The following is a 22233-nucleotide window of genomic DNA, read 5'->3' on the forward strand; positions in this document are numbered from 1 at the left end:
TTCAAAAATGACAGACTTTAAGCGTACACTGATTACAACCGCGTTGCCTTATGCTAATGGGCCGATTCATATTGGTCACCTGGCCGGTGTTTATGTTCCGGCTGATATTTATGCCCGCTACCTTCGTTTAAAAAATGAAGATGTATTGATGATTGGCGGGTCGGATGAGCATGGTGTACCTATTACTTTGAAAGCAAAAAATGAAGGAGTAACTCCGCAGGATATTGTTGACAGATATCATAACATCATAAAAGAGTCGTTTCAGAAATTTGGGATTTCGTTTGATGTGTATTCCCGCACCAGTTCTAAAACTCACCACGAAACAGCTGCTGAATTTTTTAAAAAACTGTACGATACCGGGAAGTTTATCGAAAAGACTTCGGAACAATATTACGATGAGGAGAATAATCAGTTTTTGGCCGATCGTTATATTATCGGCACCTGTCCGAAATGCGGTTTTGAGAAAGCTTACGGCGACCAGTGTGAAAGCTGTGGAACCTCGCTCAGCCCTACAGAGCTGATAAATCCAACTTCAATGATTAGCGGAAACCAGCCGGTTTTGAAGGAGACCAAACACTGGTATTTACCGCTTGACCAGTATGAGACCTGGCTTAAAGAATGGATTTTGGAAGGGCATAAAGAATGGAAACCCAATGTGTATGGTCAGGTAAAGTCGTGGATTGACAGCGGTTTGCAGCCGCGAGCCGTTACACGCGACCTTAATTGGGGAGTGCCGGTACCCGTGGAGGGAGTGGAAGGAAAAGTATTGTATGTTTGGTTTGATGCACCAATTGGTTACATTTCGGCTACCAAAGAATTAACACCGGAGTGGGAAACATACTGGAAAGACCCTGAAACACGAATGTTACATTTTATCGGGAAAGATAACATCGTATTTCATTGTATTATTTTCCCGACGATGTTAAAAGCTGAGGGAACTTTTAACCTCCCGGAAAACGTGCCGGCCAATGAATTTCTAAATCTTGAAAACGACAAAATCTCAACTTCCAGAAACTGGGCGGTTTGGTTGCACGAATATCTGGAGGAATTTCCGGGAAAAGAAGACGTGCTAAAATATGTTCTTACCGCAAATGCGCCCGAAACAAAAGACAATGACTTTACCTGGAAAGATTTTCAGACCCGGAACAACAATGAGTTGGTTGCTATTCTTGGAAATTTTGTGAACCGCGCACTGGTTCTTACACATAAATATTTTGACGGAGAAGTACCTGCTCCGGGCGAACTGACAAATTACGATAAAGAGACTCTCGAATCTATTTCAGCAATAAAAGCTGAAGTTGAAAAAAGTCTTGACAGTTTCCGGATTCGTGAAGCGCTAAAGAATGCAATGGATTTAGCCCGTTTAGGGAACAAATATCTGGCCGATGAGGAACCGTGGAAAGTTTATAAAACGGATGTTGAACGTGTTAAAACGATCCTGAATATTTGTTTGCAGATTTCCGCAAATCTGACGATTTGTTTAGAGCCATTCCTCCCATTTAGTATGGAGAGACTGCGTGGTTTTCTGAATTTTACAAAACAAGACTGGAGTAAACTTGGCTGGACAAATCTGATTCCGGAAAGCCACAAACTCAATAAACCGGAATTACTTTTTGAAAAAATTGAAGACAGCGTGATTGAAGTTCAGCTTAAAAAGTTGATGGATACTAAAAAAGCCAACGAATTAGCAGAGGCAAAAGCAAAACCTGCAAAAGATAGTATTGAATTTGATGATTTCGGGAAAATGGATATCCGCGTTGGAACCGTTTTGGAAGCTGAAAAAGTGGCAAAAACCAAAAAGCTTTTGAAGTTGAAAATCGATACTGGTTTTGATAAACGCACGGTGGTTTCGGGAATTGCTGAATATTATAAACCAGAAGATTTGATTGGGAAGCAGGTGTCAATCCTGGTGAATCTGGAACCCAAAAAACTTCGGGGCATTGAATCGCAGGGAATGATTTTGTGTGCCGAAAATGCAGATGGTTCATTGTCGATTGTGGAACCTGACAAAAAGGTAAAAAGTGGTTCAGAGATTCGTTAGCCTTGGAGTGAGGGAGCTTTTTAATATTTGGGAATGATAACTGCACAAAGAACCAATTCAGGGGATAAGGATTTTATCGATTTGGTTTCCTCTTTGGATGCTTTGCTTTCAGTTTTGGATGGACGTGAGCATGATTTTTATAATCAGTTTAATAAAATTGATAAAATAAAATATGTGGTAGTCGCTTACGATGATGGAATCCCTGTTGCCTGTGGGGCGGTTAAAAAGTATGACAAGGACACGATGGAGGTCAAACGAATGTTTACACACGAGGCATACCGGGGGAGAGGAATCGCTTCACTCGTTTTAGCGGAGTTGGAAGAATGGGCAAAGGAGCTTGCATTTTCGAAGTGTATTCTTGAAACAGGGAAAAGACAACCGGAAGCGGTAAGACTTTATAAAAAGAATGGCTACCGGCAAATTCCGAATTTTGGTCAATATGCTACAATGCAAAATAGTGTTTGTTTTGAAAAACATCTATAGAAACAAAGAGTAACAAGCATCAACTCTTGTTGGTGCTTTTCCGTAAGTTGCCTTGCCGGGTTAAATCGGGTAGGCGCTTACTCAACATATATAAAACCGCTTTTGTACGCAAGAGCGGTTTTTTTATTCCTCTTCCTGCGCGACCCACTCCAGTGCACCCAAATCCGGGCCATCGTCGGCAAGACGTGAGTTGTTGTTTAAGTCGAAAGGAAAAAGATTGGCAATGTCGGAATTTCCGATATCTCTGGCAGGAGATAATGAATCAATGGCATAGTTATAATCGTATGGGTCTTCAAACAGAGGGTCTTTATTAAACAGAGAATTTGTAAAAACCATATCGTTTTCAACGGTATTTAAAAGAGTGTTGAGTAAACAGGTATTAAAATTTACAATAAATGGACTGCTCTCTGCTATGCTATATGAAACTTCGTTGTTAACATTTCCATAAACAATACAGTTGTTAAACTCGGCATCCAGATCAAAACCAAAAGTTTGTTCGTCAATTTCATAGTAATTGTTTAAAAAGAGTGCCGGAACCGTTCGGGTACTACCGGTGTAGTAGTTTGCTATTGTGTTGTGGTTAAATTCATAATGGCCGCCAAATCGAAGCGCAACAGTATATGAACCGCTGTTGGCGAAAATACAGTTTGAAGCTTTTACAAAAGTTGTTCGCGCATCCAGACAGTTTAGTGTCATGTTTTCGATTACTGAGTTCTGTAAAGTCAACACAGGATTATCTGAAGCACCCAGCGTGTCCACCTGTATACCTTTTTCTGCATTTTTGATGTTTGCATGATTAATATGATTGTTTACACTTCCGGCAAGAAAATGTAACCCGCCAAAAACATAAATACTTCCGCTGCTAAGCGTAGTATAAGCGCCCCATTGCCCCGGAACATTTTTGTATGTTTCTTCGAGCCTGTCGCCCAAAAAATTTACAGGCTCATCAGCAGTTCCGTTTACGAGCAGAGTTCCATGAACAAACAAACTCGAACCCTCATGGAAATGTATTCGGCACCCGGCATCAATTGTAAGTGTTTCCATTGAATCTACAAGAACCGAATTGTAAATTAAATAAGGTTTGTCATTTGGCCAATGTTGCGATTTAATTGTCTTACCATCAAAAAGATGGAAGTCTTGTCCAAAAGCAATTAAATCAACATCCTGTGTGTTGCCGTTTAAATTAAATACGATGGAATCGTGTATTACCATCGGCAAATCCTGCCCGGTAGGGTCAACTGTTACTTCGACAAAAATATACATGCTGTCCTTTCCGTAAATAGTAAAATTATCACCGTTGTTGGTTTGCACTCCGTTAATATTCAGCCGGAAGGGAGAATTGTCGCCTCCGGCAAGCCTGATGTTTGAAATGTTTACCGAATTGTTTTCAGGGTTTTTTACTCTGAAAGATTTGGTGGTTGAACCTATTGTTGTAAAAACAGTGTCAAATGAAACTGTATCAGCAGAAAACTCCAGTTTTACATTTGGGCTTGTAGTAATTGCCTCTTCGTTACAGGAAAAGATAAGGGCGCCTGAAAGGAGTACAAAGATGAAGTGTATAGCTTTTTTCATGATCTGTTTTTCAAATCAAACGAAACAATTCAACTAAATTGTATGGGGAAACAGTATAAAAATATGTGAGAAAATTGTAAACGAATTCGTCTGTTTCTATATGATGACAAAAAATACGATCAATAAAATTAAAAGCATAAAAAGCACAAACTGGTTCCGCACAAATAAGCCGAGAAGGATAAGAATATCAACCTCCTCATTCATAGGAGAATTAATTTCAACTTCACCTTTGTCTTTTGTGATAAATTCGTTTGAACTGTATTTGATGATTTCGTCTCCGTTAAATTTCCATGACCACTGCGATTGCCAAAAGTTGTTTATTTCCAACTCGAAACGTTTTCCGTTAATTACAACGTCACTTTTCGGGTTAAACAAATTAACCATAACGGTAGCCAGTAACGACTGATCGTTGGCATCGTAGATTTCTAGTTTCGACAGGAAAAATTCACGGTTTAGTGTAAAAAGTTTTCCGTTTATCAAGGCTTGTGCCTTTGAGCTCAAAATATTCTCCCACTGAATTTTCCCGATCTGTTCGTTTCCTCTTTTTAATTCCAGTTTCGAACCAAAGATTTCTTTTGTCCACTGCAACTTGTCCATCTCAACTTTTTCTTTAAGGAGATGCAATTTAGGAAAATAATCTGTGGCTGTAAACTCAAATCGTATCCAAAAAACATCCAAAATGTTAATTTTTGCAAACTTTCGTTATCGGCTATTCATATTATTATGTTCGGGAGGAGATGTTTTGTAATATATATTTTGTTTCCGGAGATTGAAGTTATGTTTTTAACTTTAAAAGCTCAAATAAAAAGCTCTCAATACAAATGAAATCAAGAAGACTATTTTTGAATGTTGGTAAAATTTTTTTTACTTTTTTGTTTTTATCATTTTCAATATCGTTGTTTTCTCAGGTAAAAGTAACCGGTTATTCAACCTATGTTTTAGGAGTATCTGCTCCGATACATGAAAAAATCAGTGCGGAAATAAAGACTTTTCCCAACCGTGGAATGCTCAAACATGTTGATCTGGAGTTGGATTGTTTTTATCATTTTAAAGCCGGAGATTTTCACCAGTTCCACGCCTGAATAGGGTTGGGTGTTGAACCATATGAAGGAGATGCATGGCTTAGTTTTCCTGTGGCTTTAGAAGTTTTTCCTATTCAATCGTTTAAACGTTTTTCATTTTTGTTTGAGCTTTCACCCGAGGTTTATTTTGAGGAATATGTTAATCTCAGATATTTGTGGGGAATCAGGTATTCTTTTGGGAAGAAATCGTAAACAAGAAAAAATGCCGACCTTATTGTGGACGGCATTTTCATGGCGTATTTTAATGTTTTAGTTGGGCAACAAAACCCTGTCTATTACATGAATTACTCCATTCTTCCCTTCAACATCTGCTGCCACAACTTTACTATCGTTTATTTTAACTCCTTCAGTTAAATCGATTTTGATTTTTTTGCCATTTAATGTAGTTACACTTGTATTCGATAAGTCACCCGACATAACTTTTCCCGAAACTACATGGTAAGTTAAAATTGGCGTCAATTGCTCTGCAGTTAAATCTTCAATTCCATTAACTCCCAATTTAGTGAACAGACTTTTAAACGCTTCGTTGGTGGGAGCAAATACCGTAAAAGGGCCTTCTGTACTTAACGCCTCAACCAATTCTGCCTTTTTTACTGCATCCACCAGGATTGAAAAGTCGGGATTTGACACGGCAATTTCTACTACTGTTGATGAACCGGAATCCTTTGTTGCAAAAGAATTCATACTTACTCCAAAGCCAAGTACCATAATAAGTACTACTGATGATAGTTTTTGAAACGATTTTTTCATGATTTCTGAATTTATAAATGTTAATTGTAAAAACTCTTTTTATTCTATTCGGGTAGTAACACCTGGTCAATTATATGTACTATTCCGTTGGTTCCCTGAATATCGGTAACAAGTACTTTAGCTTCTCCATTTAATAGAACCTCCGAGCCGAGTGAAACGTCAAACGATTCGCCTGAAACAGTTGTCACCATTCCGTTTGATAATTCGGTTGAAAGAACATTGTCGCCTACAACATGATAGGTAAGAATAGAAGATAGCGTTTCAACCGGAACTTCATCTAACCCGGAAATTCCAAGTGTGTTAAAAAGATCTGAGAAAGCAGCATTTGTAGGTGCGAACACAGTAAAGGGACCAACAGCACTTAATGTTTCAACCAAATCGGCTTTCACTACTGCTGCAACCAGCGAACTAAAATCGTTTGCGTAAGTTGCGATATCGACAACTGTTGGAGGGAACATTACCTTATCAATTACGTGAATTACGCCATTTGATGCCTGAACATCAACCGCAGTCACCACAGCATTATTAATCGTTACATTATCTCCCGTATTTACCCAGAGAGAAACTGCTTCTCCATCAGGAGATTCTGTGTTTAAACTGGGAACAGCACCTGTAGATAAATCAGCGGAATAGACTTGTCCGGCAACTACATGGTATTTTAAAATATTAGCAAGAGATGCAGCGTCAATATCATCTAAGCCGGATACGCCCAAATCACTAAAAAGCGACGAAAATGCTTCGTCGCTTGGAGCAAATACCGTTAAATCACTTTCTGTACTGAGAAAATCAGCCAGTCCTGCTTTTTGGGCAGCTTCAATCAGAGTTTCAAACTGCCCTGCCTCTTGTGCAACCTCAACAATGTTTTTTTCATCGGGTTGAGGCACTGGTTCGTCGTTGTCGTTTTCACATGCGGTAAAAACGAGTAATCCCATTAATACGATCAATGGTAAAAATCCTGAGCTTGATTTCATTGTCTTCATGTTTTTAGTTGTTTTCATTGTTGGAAATTTTAGTAGTTTCTATGTTTTCTGTTTCTTCCCATGAAAATAATTTTCATTTGTTTAACACTCATATAGACAATTCTAAACAAAATATTGTTTAATATTTTTTAGTTAATTTAAAACAAAATAAAAATATTTATCTATAAATATATGATTATTAATTTTTTATATAAATTGTTAAATTTTGTTAATTGTGAAATTATTAATTGAATTGTATTTTAGTTTGTAAGCGAGAATAAATTTTGCTTTTAAATATCATAAGGATGTTTAATGTCCATATAATGATTGATTTATATCACTCGCTCATTTGTTATCCTACTAAAATTATTCCTTAACTTGAAAAGCAGTACTAAACCAGTTAATTATGCCACCGCAGCTAAAGACATTATTACCGTTTTTTGCTGCCCTCATTCTCTTTTTTTTGATTATTCGTCATTTCTTAATACCTGAATCATTTGGTGAACTTGGACACTACAGAGCCAATTCTATTGAAGAAATTGGAGATCTTCCAATTCATTATGCCGGTAAATCAGTTTGTATTGATTGTCATGATATTGAGGCTGAACAACAAAGAAACGATTCACATGCATCTTTGTCTTGTGAAATTTGCCATGGACCAGGAGCGAAACATGCCAATGATTACGAAGTTAAACTTATAAAATCTGGAACACGCAAAGACTGTGGCCGATGCCATAATCTGCATTCGGCCAGAAAAATTGAGGCTGTTGTTCAGGTGAATATTCAAGAACACCATACTGAGAGAGAAAATTGTATAGACTGTCATAATCCACATGCCGTATGGGAGCTAAAAGAATAAATAAGTCGAGACGCAGGTTTTTAAAGAAATCTGTTGTTGCAGGAGGAACAATTCTGGCAACCTCTGGGCTAAAGCCGTTTAGTGTTCTGATATTTGCTGCCAAAGAGCCGGAGGATACGTTAAACCCATGGTATGGAATCGGGATAGACATTGAAAAGTGTATTGGTTGCGGTATGTGTGCAAAATCCTGTAAGTTGGAAAATGATGTTCCACAGGAACCTTTTTATTTTCGTTCCTGGGTGGAACAATATACCATTAAAAACGACGGAACCATAAAAGTAGAATCACCAAATGGAGGAATTGATGGATTCAGCCAATCGGTGCCGGACAATGAAATTTTCAAAACCTTTTTTGTGCCTAAAATGTGTAACCAGTGTGCAAAATCTCCTTGCACCCAGGTTTGTCCGGTTGGTGCTACATACGAAAGTCCCGAAGGAATCGCATTGGTTGACGAAGAATACTGCATTGGCTGCAGATATTGTATTCAGGCTTGTCCGTATGGTTGCAGGTATTTACATCCTGAAAAGAAAACGGTGGACAAATGTACGTTGTGTTACCATAGGATTACAAAAGGGTTGAAACCTGCGTGTATGGAAACCTGTCCGACGGGCGCCAGAATTTATGGTGACTTAAATGATAAAGACGGTGAACTTTCTCTTTTTCTGAAAAAACATAATTGCCAGATTTTGAAACCTCATTTAAATACGGGATCAAAACTTTATTATAACGAATTAAGCGCGGAGGTCAGATAATATGGAACATTTATACGAAATGCTGAGCCGGGTTGATGGTTATATTTATCCCAATGAGATAGAGTTACACTGGGGAATTTTAATTGTTCTCTATCCATACATTACCGGTTTGGTTGCAGGGGCATTTATTCTGGCTTCTTTGGAGCGGGTTTTTAAAGTAAAGGTATTAAAACCAACCTATCAGTTGGCACTTTTAACTGCTCTGGCTTTTTTAATTGTAGCTATTTTACCTCTTGTGTCGCACCTCGGTAAACCATTCAGGGCCTATGAAATAATGACAACGCCACAATCACATTCAGCCATGGCAATTTTTGGATTTGTTTACCTCTGGTATTTGATGGTTGTTCTTTTGCTTGAAATCTGGTTTGACTATCGTCGTGATCTGGTTTTATGGTCGGAAGAAAAAAAGGGATTCTGGCGAAGAGTTTATAAAATTCTCACTTTGGGGGTTTTTGATGTGTCGCCGAAAACCGTAGCCTGGGATGAAAAACTGGGTTATATTGTTACCGTTATCGGAATTCCATCTGCATTTCTTTTGCATGGCTACGTCGGTTTTATTTTTGGATCGGTAAAAGCAAATCCATGGTGGTCTACCGTTTTAATGCCTGTAATCTTTCTTTTTTCTGCCATGGTTTCCGGAATTGCGCTGGTTATGTTTTTATACATGGTAGTTTCCTGGATTCGGAAGGTGGAAATTGATATGCCTTGTTTGGATGAGGTAGGGAAATATTTATTTTATGTTTTGGTTTTCGATTTTACACTTGAAGCCCTGGACCAGGTTCACCGGATTTATGAAGCAGAAGAATCGTTCGAAATTTTGCACATGCTGGTGAATGGTAAACTTAATATCACACTTTTTGTTCTCCAGGGTTTGCTTGGAACGATTATTCCATTGCTTACCCTGGGTTTTTTCAGAATATATAAACCCAAGGAGAAAATCAGGAAAACAGCTTACTTTATCATTAGTCTCTTGATTTTGATGGGTATTTTTTTTATGCGCTGGAATGTGGTAATCGGAGGACAATTGTTTTCGAAAAGTTTTTTAGGATTTACCAGCTTTAAACTTGGATTAATTGGTGGTGAAGGATTTTTAATGGCTATTTTCTGGATGCTGCTGCCTTTTTGCATTCTGGCTTTTCTTCTCTGGCTTTTGCCGCCGTGGAAGAAACAAGAGGTCTCCTGATTTTATATTCGATGGTGAGTTTCTACAATTGAATCGCAAACTAAACAAAATTCATCATGAAAAAAGAGAAGTCTGATTTTTCTGAACTAAGTATCCTTACACAAAAATTGGATGAATTAAGGAATCGCCCCTGCATATTCTTTTGGCGATAGACAGAGGTATTGCCACTCTTGCAATAAACATGAAAAAGGGTTGAATAAAATCCCGGATATGCAAACCTTCCCATTTTATATGGTGCAACCGTGTTCCGATGGCATAAATAAATGTTCCTTTAAGTTCGGGTGGAAAACAAATGTGAAAATTCTGTTATAAGCAAAAAACATGGTTAATCCTCTGTAAAAATAAAGAGATAAAAGTCGATCGTTGGTTCTTTGTTGAGTATCACAGGCATCGTTTACAAGTTTCAATTTCGAAGGGTGAATGCACTAAATTCTTTTCCGATATAATTTAGAAAGTTGCAATAGGTATTTTTTGATCAGTTCAGGCTACTTCCTGCAAATAACACGGAGAAGTAGCCTGAAATAACATGCAATAGTATGGTAGAATTAAAATTTTAATTCCAGTAATTTGGAGTCTTCCTGGCTCGAAACAGGAATTTCTCCAACGCCTGCCCAACCAGCATTCAGCTCAAAAAAGGCAAAAGAAATTGCTCCGCTAACATCGCCCAGTGCAGCTTTTGAGATAGAGAATTCAATTGCGTAGTTTCCATTATTTGTTGCTATTTTCGAGAAATTCATGCCTTCAGAGAAAGACATCTTGCCGGTCCATCCCCATCCACCGTCAACTCCGGTGTAATCGTAAATTGTTCCCGCAGAATTCTGTGGCCTTTCCGGGTCAAAGTTTCCTTCACATAAAATATCGGCACCCGAACCCATTGGAAATTGCCACGACTGGTATCCTGTTGTTGGGTCGTTGTCGGCATCAATATAAATATCCATCACGGCCAGACTCATGTCTTCTGTTCCTTCGAGATAAAAATTAATATTTGCAGCATCGACATAACCTTTTATAGATTTTAATGTTCCTGTGCTCTCTTCCTGCTCAAACAGGTATTCCACATAGTCCCAATCCATAAAATTACCGTCAATTTTAATGTTTGGCCCCGTTACTACTACCGAGTCAGTAAAATTACTTACTTCCCCGTTTGTATAAGCATTTAACGAAACCATATACACACCTTTGGCTTTAAAAATATGTACCGGATTTGATAGGGTTGATATATCGGAGCCATCATCAAAATCCCACTCAAATTCGTTGGCGCCAAACGTAAAATTTGTAAATGTTACCTGGAAACCATCGGAAACGTAACTAAATACAGCTTTCCCTGCTGTTTCATTTTCTTCTTTTTTGCAACCTGAAGCAAGGATTGAAAGGGCAAAAAGTACGAGTATTAAATATTTTATTTTTTTCATTTTTGTTGAATTTTTTTAATTAGTAATAACCAGGGAGTACTGCAGGTCGTTTAATCCTTCGTCCGGAACCCAAGTGTTTTGATTAGCAAGTTGAATACAGTATTCATGTCTGTTTTTTAAGTTCTCAGAATCATCAGAAACTTTTAGGTACATATCATAAGCTCCTGTGTCTGTGCCACTCAAATTAATTTCTTCGTTAAGTTCTTTTATTGCAGACGGTTTTAACTCCCTGATATCTAACTGAAGTTCGTATTCAGAAACAGAACCGGTTTGTTTATTTTTTAAAACCAGACTGGTTATTTTATGTTTGTAAACCGGAGCAAACCCACTGTTTTTTATTTTTAACCTGAACGAAAAAGATTCTCCTTTTTTAACTTCTTTTGGAAAAGAACCTTCCACGAGTTCAAGCCGATATCCCAAACGCCTTTTGAATTCTTCGTAACATCCCAGATCGTCCCAGTTGTTGATTACAGGTTGGTAATAATCCACATGCAGGTATGTCCATCGTAAATATTCCATTTCTGTCCTTGCAGTTGAGCAATCGGCCATTTGAATTCCACTGGGCGGACAGGTTTCTCCTCCGGCAGGCACATACAGTGCTTCGTCATGGATATATTCTTTTTCAGCTTCAATGTTGGAATATGTTCCGTAATCATCTGTGCTAGCCAGGAAGCAATCATTATGATGTCCTACCCTGGCTCTTTTTTCATCAGAAAAAGCAATTGAAATATCTACCGGATCGCTGGTGGAAAACACTTCCTGTTTTGCCAGAGGAGTACGTATCTGGAGCATTACGTCCAGCGGAAGCACATCCAGCAGTTTATTAACAATGCGTTTCTTATTTTCTGTTGAAGTCAGGTTATTGGAAGAACTGTGCCATTCGCCCCAGGCGCCAATAAAACCGGCCTGCATAAAAGCAATAACATCGCTGTTTTCCTGAAGAATAGGAGCCAGTTGGTCGATGTGTGTCTCAACTATATCAATAGGCGCATCAGTAGCGTTCTCTCCCTCCATAGTGTTAGTGTAAGCAAAACGAAGAATACATTTTACACCTGCTTCTCTTAGTTTCGAAAAGTCAGATCGCAATAAATCAAGCTCTTTCTGGCTTAGCGGACTGTTCTTGAATTTTTCAAGGTAGTACATTCCCAGAATTAAACTGATGTTCTGGCTTTTCATATTTTGCAAATAGGCAAGGTTCATACTTTCTTCAGCTTCTGAAAATACAGTAACCTGATGGTAAAAACCACGTTCAGGATTTGTAATTACAGATGTGGAAGAAACATATGTTATTTGATTTTCTTCTGAGCCTTCAACAGGTTCACTTTTTCCACAAGCAAAAAATGAAACATTTAAAGTTGTTAATAGGATTATTATTCCAAATTTTCTAACTATTTCCATTATTTAAAAAATTTTATTTTAAAGAGTTAGAGTTAACTTGTTCAAAACGTAGTTTAATAATAACCTGGGTTTTGAATGAATTTCCCTTTTCCTTCTGTAATGGTTTCTAAAGAGAATGGATATACAACTTTGTATTCGTTGGTGTATTCTGATTCTGTAACCTCAAGACATCTTGAAACAAACTTTCCGTGACGAATTAAATCGGCCCGGTATTGGCCATTTTCACACCAAAACTCGTGACTTCTTTCTGTTAAAAGCATATCGTTAAAATCATCAAGCGAATTGTAGTCGGACAGCTCTTTATTGCCAAGATTGGCACGGTTACGTACTTCGTTTATTAAATCCAAGGCTTCCTGATTTGGTGTACCGGTAGCGTTGACCAATGCTTCAGCCTTTGACAATAGAACATCGGCATAGCGGTAAATAATAATATCGACCGTTGAAACGCCGGTTGTTCTTTGCGCATCTTCATTTATTTTTAACGGAATAGGGCCGTAAACCATATACGTTCCCGGATTATTCCTGTTATAGGTCACTCCATCAGTTCCCGTATATTCAGCAATCAGCATTTCTTTCCGTGAATCGTTCGCTTCAAATGTGTCGTAAAACCACCAGGTACTCTGCACAGTTCCCCAGCCTCCTTTTGGAGCGTAATTAGAAGGCAGAGCCATTAACTGCCATTGATTTTCGCTGGTTCCTTCGTAATCGCACGGAACAGCCCAAATTACTTCTTTACTGTAACGGGCGGCTTCCAAATCCCACATTCCGGCGTAATCATCATCCAGAGAAAAATATTCGTACTCAATAATATCATCGGCCAGTTCAATTACTTTACCCCACTGTTTTTCGTGTAATGCCAGACGGATATGAACCATTTTGGCCAGTGCTTTGCTAAACCTGCCGTACTCTGCATCTTCCGGATTCGGAAGGATTTCGGCTGCCGCAACTAAATCATCTTCAATAAATTTCACCATTTCTTCTTTCGTAAGCCTTGCCAGTGGTTCTTCAATGAGCGGATTTTTTAACACTTCCAGTGGTGCGACAGCAACAGGACCATACATGTCATACAATTCATATCCGAGGAGTCCGCGTGCACATCTTACTTCGGCAATGGCTTTTTGCTTCAGCTGGTCACTCACATTGGATTCCTGAATCCGATCAATGGTTAATGTCATCCGGCTAATCATTTTATGAAAATCATCATAGAAATAAGTAACATCGGTAGTGGTTGGATCATAGTTGTGTAACGACGCATTATATTGAATACCATAAGTTCCGTACAGAATTTCGGTTGTTGCATCGTTAACAAACATAATTCCGCGTTCTGAAGTACTGTGGATACCATTTGACCATGCTCCGCGTAAAGGATAATAACAAGCGTTTACCATGGCTTCAACATCGGCCTCTGTTTGCGGGAATATACTGGGATTTATTTCGGAATAATTTACTGATATCAGGTCATCACTACAGCTTACTACTCCCAGTAGCAGAAAACATGACAAGAATAATTTGTATATTTTTATTTGATTCATTTTTATCTTTTTTTGAATTAGAAAGTAACGTTTAAACCAACTGTGAAAGTAGATACATTCGGGTAAGCTGCAGTATAAGAATCAGTTTCCGGGTCAACTCCTCCATAGGGAGAAATCCAGAAAAGGTTTTCTGCGTCCACATGTATATTTATTGCTGATACTATATTTCCAAGAAGTCTTTTTGGAATATCGTATCCCAGAGAGACGGTTTGTAAACGAATAAACCACGCATCTTCCAAAAAGAAATCACCAGATCCGTAACGGGAATAACCATAATATGAACCGGGTTGGGTTGTCGAAGGATTGTCTGGTGTCCACCGGCTTTTAACAGTTCTTAGTGCATTGTAGCCATAAGTATAAATAGGCTCAGCAGAAATTCCGTAAGCTGTATAATTGGGGTCTGCCAATTGTCTTCCAAACATTCCTGTAAAGTGAAAATTCAGAATAAAATTTTTGTATTTCACAATATTGGTAAGCCCGGCAATAAGAGAAGGATCAGAAGTTCCAAGAAGTTTGGTATCGGCATCGTCGATAATTCCATCTGGTTCTCCCATTTTTAGGAACCTTCCGTTTTCATCTACTATCGGATTTCCGTCATCGTCCCGCAAAAATCCATCAATGTCTTTGATTTTAATCATACCCGGTTTTAGTTCGGGTTGAGCAGGAACTGTTTCTCCAATTTGCATAATTCCATCCGAAATGCGATAATACATAGCACGAATAGGGTCTTTGTCACTTTCGTAGATGGTTGGCTTCCAGTCATCAGCTCTCTTCCGCCAGTTGTCTTTGTATTTTGAAAGTGTTAAGATACTTCGCCAGGTAAAGTTTTGTTTTTTTACGGTTACTGTATTTAGTGTTAATTCAAAACCTTTACTCTGTGTTTCTCCAATATTGGACATCACACCATCAACCTCGTGATAGGAATTGATGGGTTTCCAGGCCAGCAGGTCTGAAATAACTTTATTGAAGTATTCAAAAGACCCGCCAATTCTTCCATCGAAGATACTGTAGTCAATACCAAAGTTGGTTTCTGTGGTTGTTTCCCATTTCAAATCCGGGTTTTCAAGACGGTCGGTAGAAACACCGATAAGCAAACTTTCGTCGGGAGCAAGCCATGCCGGATAAGAAACATAAGCGGCAAAGGCATTACTACCAATATCGGCGTTCCCTGTTTGTCCGTGGCTTACCCTTATTTTTAGTTGGGAAATCACATCTTTTATCCCTGACATGAAATTCTCTTCAGCCATGTTCCAGCCAATGGCTGCAGAAGGGAAAGTTGCCCATTTGTTGTTTCTTGAAAATACCCCGGAACCATCGGTACGGATGGTGAATGTAAACAGGTATTTGTTATTCATATTGTAATTTAATCTTCCAAAGTATGAGGCGAGGGTGTTTTTGTAAAGTGAAGAGCCAACGGTTTTTACACCGGCGCCGGTTCCCAAATTGTTCCAAAGAAATGCATCGGAAATAAAGTTTGTATTTCCTTCCGACATGGTGCTTACATCAGACTTTTGCCTATTGACACCAGCAAGTATACTGAAGTTGTGAATGTCTCCGACCGTTTTGCTGTAGTTAGCGGTTGCTTCTATCAGGTATTCATTTTGGTCGGTTTGGGCAATAGAGGCTTTCCCTTTTTCCAATTCACCATGTAAAGTTGTTTGCGGCAAATAATTCGAACGTTTGGTTAGCCCTCTGTCAAACCCGGTATTAAGTTTGATGGTTAAATCTTTTATCGGTCTTATTTCAACAAAAGCGTTAGCCAGTAAGCGCTCAATTTTTCCCTCATCGGTTATGGTCAACAATGAGTATGGGTTAGGTTGAATGGAAAGTTGCGGATTTCGTGGATAGTTCCCGTCTTCATCAATGGCTCTGATATGTGGACCTTGTTGTAACGCAGCTCTTATAATTCCTGAGTTTTCATATTGATCGCTCCCCAGCTGACTGTTATCATTGTTGATACGGCTTGCAGTCAGGTTGATACCCAAATTAACATAATCGCTAAGTTTTTGATCAATATTTGTACGGAAAGAAAATCTCTCAATAGCAGAGTTTTCAATAACTCCGTCATGTTTGTAGTAGTTTCCCGAGATGAGGTACTTGGTTGCCTGATTTCCACCGGTTATAGATAAGTTGTGTTGATGTACTGCACCATCCCTTATTACCAGATCCAACCAGTCTGTTCCGCGGCCAACATTGTCGATGGCTTTTTGTGTATAAAGCCTTTGAAGCGGCCCTCCAATAGGATCAGCAATTGCTTCTTCCATGGTTTTGTCGCCATAAGGAAACACTTTATTCTGATACATAAAATCTTCTCTTGCAGCATTGTTTCTTACTTCCATCCACTCGTTTAATGGAAGTACATCAAATTCGTTATTGTATTTCTGGAAAGAATAGTTGGCTGAATATTGTACGTTGGCCTTTCCTTCTTTTCCCCGTTTTGAAGTGATTAAAATTACACCGTTTGCTGCACGCGAACCGTAGATAGCTGTGGCGCTTGCATCTTTTAGTACTTCAATCGATTCAATATCATTGGGATTGAACGAATTGAGTACACTAAGTGTTCCGGTCTGGTATCTTCCTCCCGTATCGGGCTGTTCCAGTTCTGAAATAGGAAAACCATCAATAACAATAAGTGGTGCGTTGCTGGCATTAATCGAAGCACCGCCACGAATCAGAATGTCTAACCCTCCACCAGGCTGAGCGCTGTTTTGACGAATCATTAAACCGGCAGCTTTTCCTTCCAGTGTGTGGCCAATAGAGGAATTTGACGCAATTGAAAGATCATCGGTTTTTACCGAAGAAATAGCTCCAACGACATCTCTTTTTCGCATTGTTCCGTAACCTACTGCCACCACTTCGTCGATGCCAATGGCATCTTGCTCCATTGTTACGTCAAATTGCATTTTTCCTCCCATCTCAACTACTTTTGTTTTCATTCCTACAAAAGATAGTTGTAGCGTTTTTGCTTCGGTTGGAACTTTTAACCTGAATACCCCGTTTATGTCGGTCGTTATTCCAATGGTTGTTCCCCGGACAATAACTGAAACGCCTGGGATAGGAAGTCCGTCTTCATCGGTTACCGTTCCCGATATATCTTTTTTCTGGGGATCCTGATTTTGAGGCGGAGCCAGTGAGGGACTTATGTCACCGTTGTTTTCTTTTTCGATAATTACAATCTGCCGGTCGTAAATACGGTAGGCATTTTTTGTACCATCAAAAATCTGATCAAGAATAGACGTAACTGATTCATTTTTTACTTTTACATTCACTTTACGGTTTACATCAACCTCTTTTTCGTTGTAGAGCAAAATAAATTCGCTGTTTTGCTCAATTTCCTGAAATACCTTTGCTATCGTAACACTTGTTAAATTCAAACTGAATTTTGTTTGTTGAGAATAGCTGTTACTGGCAGCTGAAACAACAAAGGTGGACAAAAAAAGAATCGTTAATAACTTCATTTTTAACAGAATTTTTTCCATGCTTCCTCTTGAAAAGCGGAATACAACTCGCTTTTTTTTCATAATTTTGAAATGATTAAGATTAAATATTTATTATTTGATTTTTTTGTACAAACCGCGTGACCTGGCCGTCATGCGGTTTTTTATCTTCTATTCATTAAGTTCATTTTTTTATCCACATAAATTTTGTTGTTACTGATTCTGTATTCAATTTTGGCAACATCGCTGAGTGCTACGAGGACATCTTCCAGCGAATTTTTCAGATCCAGCTTTCCTGTAATAAGTTCAGAAGAAGGAAAGTTTTCAGGTAGTATTACTTCGATATTATAAAATCGTTCCAGTTTTGTAAATACCGATTTGAGGCTTTCTTTCGAAAATTGCAGCCAGCCTTCTGTCCAGGCTATATAAATGTCTGCATTGGACTCGTCGCTTACTACAACTTCTTTGTGTTCTTTCTCGTACACCGCTCTTTGATTGGGTTTCAGCATTATTTCATTTTTCCCTAGTCCCAGTGTTTTTTTGTTTGTTAAAGAAATGCTTCCTTCTAAAAGAACGGTTTCAATATTGGGATCGGAAGGGTAGGCTGAAATATTAAAATGGGTACCAAATACTTTTATTGCAACATCAGAAGCCTTAACAACGAAAGGCTGGTGTTCGTTTTTGGTAACCTTAAAACATGCTTCCCCTTCCAGGAAAACCTCTCTTTTTTCTCCGGTAAATTTTGTTGGAAATGCCAATCGGCTTCCCGCATTAAGCCAAACTTTTGTCCCGTCGGCGAGTATTATCTCCGATTTATTGCCGTATGGAATTACTACTTCGTTCATACGTACTTCGCCTTTTTTTTCTGTTTCTTTATCAGTTATATCGGTAATCTCCTGGTTGTTTATAACAAGTTTGTTGTTATTATTTACAGAAATAGTTGAATTGTCTTCGTTTATTTTAACCTCTTTGCCATTGGGAAGAAAAACTTTTGCTTCGTCATCTTTTTCGGATATATTTTTAGCCACAAATTGATAGTTGTTTTCTTTATTGTTGGCCAAGTAAAGGCTTCCAATAACTCCAACGGAAAGGACTAACAAAACAGATGCAGCCAGGCTTAATGCTCTGCGAAATCTTATTGAACGGTTTTTTATTTTATAACGATAATTAAATCGCTCTACATTTCGCCACATGTCAATGACCGAATTTTCATCTAAAACATCGTAAGAATCGCGTAATAAAAGAATAATCTCCCGTGCTCTCCTGATTTTATCGTTCATCCCGGGGTTTTCTTTTACGAAATTTTCCCACTCCTGATTTTTGCTTCCTTTTAGAACCCAAGCAACAAACTGCTTGTCTTCAATAAGTTCGTAAATGTTGCAATGCTGATATTTTGGTTCCATAATTTGGTACAGTATTATTTGATATATATAAGAGAAAGATCAGTTGTTTTATTTTGTGGACATTTTTTTTCAAAAATTAATCGACAAATTGCTTTTTTTCGAAAAAAGATGGTTTAGTAATTAAAAAAGTGTCTAAATGTTTGGTCTGAAGATTGGTGTACGAAGTGTTATTTACTGGTTCGGTGAGAAAGATTTAGAAAGAGAATAAAAATATCTTTATCAGATAATACTTCTTTTAGCGATTTTAAAGCTCTAAAAACCTGCTTTCGCGCAGAATCGTACTTTAAAGACATTATTTCACATATTTGTTCGTATTCCAAATCGCAGGAAAAACGATAAAATAAAATTTCTCTCTGCCTGGCTGTTAGTTTTTTCAGCCCTTCCTGTATAGCTTTTTCTTTTTGCGACAGCTCTTCTTTATCAATAATTTCGTTTTCTATTGAATATACTATTTCTGCATTAAGCGTTTTGTTATCAGGAGGTCCAATGATGTAGGTCTGCTTTTTTAAAGTTTTAATGATCTTACGTCTGAAACTGGCAAGTAAATAAAATTTAATATTGTCTGTTTCTCCTAATTTTTCGCGGGTTCTTATTAAGTCAAAAAATAAATCCTGGATAGCATCTTTTACAATTTCATCATCATCAGAGAATTTTTTTCCGTATCGGAAAAGGAGCTGAATATGTTGATAATAGATATGGGAGAGAGCATAATTTTCACCTCTCTTAAAATCTTCCCATATTTTACTGTCTGAATTCATTAATTGCGAAAATCAAATATATAAATTTATTAATTATTGAAATCTTAGGCGGAAGTGAAAAGAAAACACGGGGGTTAAGAATTTTTGTTTGTCTTTTGTTCAAAAACAGTGGAGCTGAAAAAGATTTATTGTTGTATTAATTTTGGTTTGACAATAAAATTTTGTTGAAGAGATGACAAAAATCATCCGTTGTTCATCTATTTCTTTTTTTATATGAAATTTGTTAATATTCAGTAAAAAACCGCATGCTTTACTGTGCTCAATCTTTTTAATCCACTAATTTTGCACCTCGATTTTATTAAACAATTTTCAACATGGGAGAAAAAGAACTAAAACTTTTCACCGATTTTCCGCCCGTTACTACTGAAGAATGGGAGGCAAAAATCAATGCCGATTTAAAAGGCAAAGACTATGAAAGGGCTCTGGTTTGGAGAACCTACGAGGGATTTAATGTCCGCCCGTATTACCGCCAGGAGAACCTTGAAAGTTTAAACTATTTAGATACCTTGCCTGGCGAATATCCTTTCGTCCGTGGTAACAACAAAAATAACAACGATTGGTTCGTTCGTCAGGACATTTTTGTCAAAGATCTTAAAGAAGCAAATAAAAAAGCACTTACCGTTTTAGGAAAAGGAATTACCTCACTCGGATTTTATTTCGATTGTTGTAAGGAAATGACAAAAGCTGATTTGGCAGTTTTGTTAAAAGACATTTGTCTGGAAGCTGCTGAAGTGAATTTTGTTTGCGGATGCGACAATTGTAATTGTGCTGAGGTTTTTGCTGAATATGTTTCAGAAGGCCAATGGGACAATGCAAAAGTTGTTGCTTCGTCTTCAATCGACCCGCTTGCTGCACTAGTTTTACAAGGTAAAATGGGTGACAAAGCCTTTGAAAATTTGAAAGCTGTTGTTGAAAAAACATCGGTTCTTCCAAAATTCAGAGTAATTGGAGTAAACGGAAAATGGTTTGCCAACAGTGGTTCGTCTATCGTTCAGGAACTGGCTTTTTCATTGGCTCAGGGGGCAGAGTACTTAACTCAGTTAACTGAACTTGGTTTGAGTATCGACGATGTGGCCAAAAACATCAAATTCAATTTTGGTATCAGCAACAACTATTTTATGGAAATTGCCAAACTTCGGGCAGCCCGCTTGTTGTGGTCTATAATAGTTAAAGCTTATGAGCCAGAATGTAAATGTGCTGCAAAATTGGTTGCACACAGCGAAACCAATAGCTACAACAAAACAGTCTACGATCCTTATGTAAACATGCTTCGTACGCAAACTGAAGCGATGTCGGCTGTTTTGGGTGGAGCGCATTCAATTACTGTTTTACCGTTCAATGCGGTTTACGAAGATTCAACTGAATTTTCAGAACGTATTGCCCGTAACCAACAGTTGTTGTTGAAAGAAGAATCTCACTTTGATAAAATCTCAGATCCGGGTGCAGGTTCATATTATATCGAATCGTTAACTGATTCGTTGGCGGAACAGGCTTGGAAATTATTCCTTGAAATTCAGGAAAAAGGTGGTTTTGTTGCTGCTGTAAAAGAAGGATTTATTCAGAAAGAAATAAAGGAAATGGCTTCCAAACGCGACCAAAAAATTGCTTTACGTCGCGAAAATGTTTTGGGAACCAATCAGTTCCCGAATTTTTCTGAAAAAATGGAAAAAGAATTGGCTGATGCTGTTTTCACTCCAGCTGATTATACTGTTGAAGGCGCAGAAGTTGAAACACTGAAACCATACCGTGGAGCTCAGGTTTTTGAATTGCTGAGACGTAAAACAGATGCTTACGCTGAGAAAAACAAACGTCCGGTTGCATTTATGTTGACTATCGGAAACCTGGCTTTCCGTAAAGCGCGCGCACAGTTTAGCTGTAATTTCTTCGCGGTTGCAGGATTTGAAGTAATCGATAATAACGGATTCAAAACAATTGAAGAAGGCCTTGCTGCTGCAAAAGCAAAAAATGCCGACATCATTGTTATTTGTAGTTCAGACGACGAATACGCTGACCTTGCTCCGGAAGCTGCTGAAAAAATGGATGACGGAATTCTGGTTGTTGCTGGTGCTCCGGCTTGTATGGCAGAACTTCAGGAAAAAGGTATTACGAATTTCATTAACGTGAAAAGTAATATTCTGGAAGATTTGAAAGCGTATCAAACGAAATTGGGGATAAAATAGTAGAACAAAGATTCAAGAGCAAAGAACAAAGAGAACTTGAGTAATGCATAACTTCAGAAATTTAAAAATTTGGCAAAAGTCACGGATTCTGGTAAAGGAAGTATTTCTTTTAACACGTGATTTTCCTGCTGAAGAGAAGTTTGTTTTGACTTCACAGATTTTAAGAAGTGCATATTCTATTCCATCAAACATAGCGGAAGGTTCCGGAAGAAGTTCTAATAAAGAATTTGTTCGGTTTTTAGATATCGCTTTAAGCTCTGCGTTTGAATTGGAAACTCAATTGATTCTAGCTTCTGACATTGGTTATCTGTCAGAAAATAAATTAGAAAAAATTTTAACCATATTACAAGAAATTCAAAAAATGATATACTCGTTCAAGACAAGCTTGTAGTATCGGGATGTTGAAGTCTTGGCTCTTGGTTCTTGAATCTA

18 protein-coding genes are annotated in these 22233 nt (G+C 38.1%); 8 read left to right on the plus strand and 10 right to left on the minus strand.

Annotated features, from left to right (window positions below; translation table 11 throughout):
• Positions 1-7 precede the first annotated feature (7 nt).
• Positions 8-2041, plus strand: coding sequence for a methionine--tRNA ligase (gene metG / locus GM418_RS13160; RefSeq protein ID WP_158867001.1), 2034 nt, complete (start codon positions 8-10; stop codon positions 2039-2041).
• Between the two features lie 33 nt (positions 2042-2074).
• A complete protein-coding gene (locus GM418_RS13165; RefSeq protein WP_158867003.1) occupies positions 2075-2524 on the plus strand; it encodes a GNAT family N-acetyltransferase in 450 nt (149 codons plus the stop codon).
• Positions 2525-2647: 123 nt separating this feature from the next.
• Here the strand turns inward: GM418_RS13165 and GM418_RS13170 are convergent, their stop codons facing one another.
• Together GM418_RS13170 and GM418_RS13175 are read right to left on the minus strand one after the other, a co-directional pair.
• Complete coding sequence (locus GM418_RS13170; protein ID WP_158867005.1) at positions 2648-4096, minus strand: hypothetical protein; 1449 nt, start codon at positions 4094-4096, stop codon at positions 2648-2650.
• 96 nt (positions 4097-4192) lie between these two features.
• On the minus strand, positions 4193-4693 hold the full coding sequence (locus GM418_RS13175; protein ID WP_158867007.1) for a monovalent cation/H(+) antiporter subunit G: 501 nt from the start codon (positions 4691-4693) through the stop codon (positions 4193-4195).
• A 224-nt stretch (positions 4694-4917) separates the two neighbouring features.
• On the opposite strand from GM418_RS13175, the gene GM418_RS13180 reads away from it, so the two are divergent.
• On the plus strand, positions 4918-5178 hold the full coding sequence (locus GM418_RS13180) for a hypothetical protein (protein WP_158867009.1): 261 nt from the start codon (positions 4918-4920) through the stop codon (positions 5176-5178).
• Between the two features lie 249 nt (positions 5179-5427).
• Here GM418_RS13180 and GM418_RS13185 read toward each other — a convergent pair whose 3' ends face one another.
• Both GM418_RS13185 and GM418_RS13190 read right to left on the minus strand, forming a co-directional pair.
• Positions 5428-5928 carry a fasciclin domain-containing protein gene (locus GM418_RS13185; RefSeq protein ID WP_158867010.1) on the minus strand — a complete coding sequence of 167 codons (501 nt, stop codon included), beginning with the start codon at positions 5926-5928 and terminating at the stop codon, positions 5428-5430.
• 44 nt (positions 5929-5972) lie between these two features.
• The gene (locus GM418_RS13190) at positions 5973-6926 is read right to left on the minus strand and encodes a fasciclin domain-containing protein (protein ID WP_158867012.1); all 954 of its coding nucleotides are present in this window, start codon (positions 6924-6926) and stop codon (positions 5973-5975) included.
• Between the two features lie 367 nt (positions 6927-7293).
• Here GM418_RS13190 and GM418_RS13195 point away from each other — a divergent pair, with 367 nt between their 5' ends.
• From GM418_RS13195 to nrfD, 3 genes are read left to right on the plus strand one after another with little or no spacing between them, the layout of a single operon-like run.
• Complete coding sequence (locus GM418_RS13195) at positions 7294-7746, plus strand: hypothetical protein (protein WP_158867014.1); 453 nt, start codon at positions 7294-7296, stop codon at positions 7744-7746.
• Positions 7728-8498 carry a 4Fe-4S dicluster domain-containing protein gene (locus tag GM418_RS13200; RefSeq protein WP_158867016.1) on the plus strand — a complete coding sequence of 257 codons (771 nt, stop codon included), beginning with the start codon at positions 7728-7730 and terminating at the stop codon, positions 8496-8498. Before GM418_RS13195 ends, GM418_RS13200 begins: the two co-directional genes overlap by 19 nt.
• A 1-nt stretch (position 8499) precedes the next feature.
• Positions 8500-9681 carry an NrfD/PsrC family molybdoenzyme membrane anchor subunit gene (nrfD, locus tag GM418_RS13205; protein WP_158867018.1) on the plus strand — a complete coding sequence of 394 codons (1182 nt, stop codon included), beginning with the start codon at positions 8500-8502 and terminating at the stop codon, positions 9679-9681.
• Between the two features lie 545 nt (positions 9682-10226).
• Here nrfD and GM418_RS13210 read toward each other — a convergent pair.
• The 6 genes from GM418_RS13210 to GM418_RS13235 all read right to left on the minus strand — a co-directional run bounded on the left by GM418_RS13210 (position 10227) and on the right by GM418_RS13235 (position 19621).
• Positions 10227-11093, minus strand: coding sequence for a PKD domain-containing protein (locus GM418_RS13210; protein ID WP_158867020.1), 867 nt, complete (start codon positions 11091-11093; stop codon positions 10227-10229).
• A 15-nt stretch (positions 11094-11108) separates the two neighbouring features.
• The gene (locus GM418_RS13215) at positions 11109-12491 is read right to left on the minus strand and encodes a DUF4832 domain-containing protein (protein WP_158867022.1); all 1383 of its coding nucleotides are present in this window, start codon (positions 12489-12491) and stop codon (positions 11109-11111) included.
• Positions 12492-12544: 53 nt separating this feature from the next.
• Entirely contained in the window at positions 12545-14023 is a 1479-nt protein-coding gene (locus GM418_RS13220; RefSeq protein ID WP_217447790.1) for a RagB/SusD family nutrient uptake outer membrane protein, read from the minus strand.
• 17 nt (positions 14024-14040) lie between these two features.
• Entirely contained in the window at positions 14041-17544 is a 3504-nt protein-coding gene (locus GM418_RS13225) for a TonB-dependent receptor (RefSeq protein WP_158867036.1), read from the minus strand.
• A gap of 80 nt (positions 17545-17624) precedes the next feature.
• Positions 17625-18863: a FecR family protein gene (locus GM418_RS13230; protein WP_158867038.1), complete on the minus strand. Its 1239-nt coding sequence runs from the start codon at positions 18861-18863 to the stop codon at positions 17625-17627.
• 167 nt (positions 18864-19030) lie between these two features.
• Complete coding sequence (locus GM418_RS13235; RefSeq protein ID WP_158867040.1) at positions 19031-19621, minus strand: RNA polymerase sigma factor; 591 nt, start codon at positions 19619-19621, stop codon at positions 19031-19033.
• 314 nt (positions 19622-19935) lie between these two features.
• Here GM418_RS13235 and GM418_RS13240 point away from each other — a divergent pair, with 314 nt between their 5' ends.
• Positions 19936-21801: a methylmalonyl-CoA mutase family protein gene (locus GM418_RS13240; RefSeq protein ID WP_158867042.1), complete on the plus strand. Its 1866-nt coding sequence runs from the start codon at positions 19936-19938 to the stop codon at positions 21799-21801.
• Between the two features lie 43 nt (positions 21802-21844).
• The gene (locus GM418_RS13245) at positions 21845-22192 is read left to right on the plus strand and encodes a four helix bundle protein (protein WP_158867044.1); all 348 of its coding nucleotides are present in this window, start codon (positions 21845-21847) and stop codon (positions 22190-22192) included.
• Positions 22193-22233 lie beyond the last annotated feature (41 nt).

It is taken from the genome of Maribellus comscasis (genome assembly GCF_009762775.1).
Lineage (GTDB): Bacteria > Bacteroidota > Bacteroidia > Bacteroidales > Prolixibacteraceae > Draconibacterium > Draconibacterium comscasis.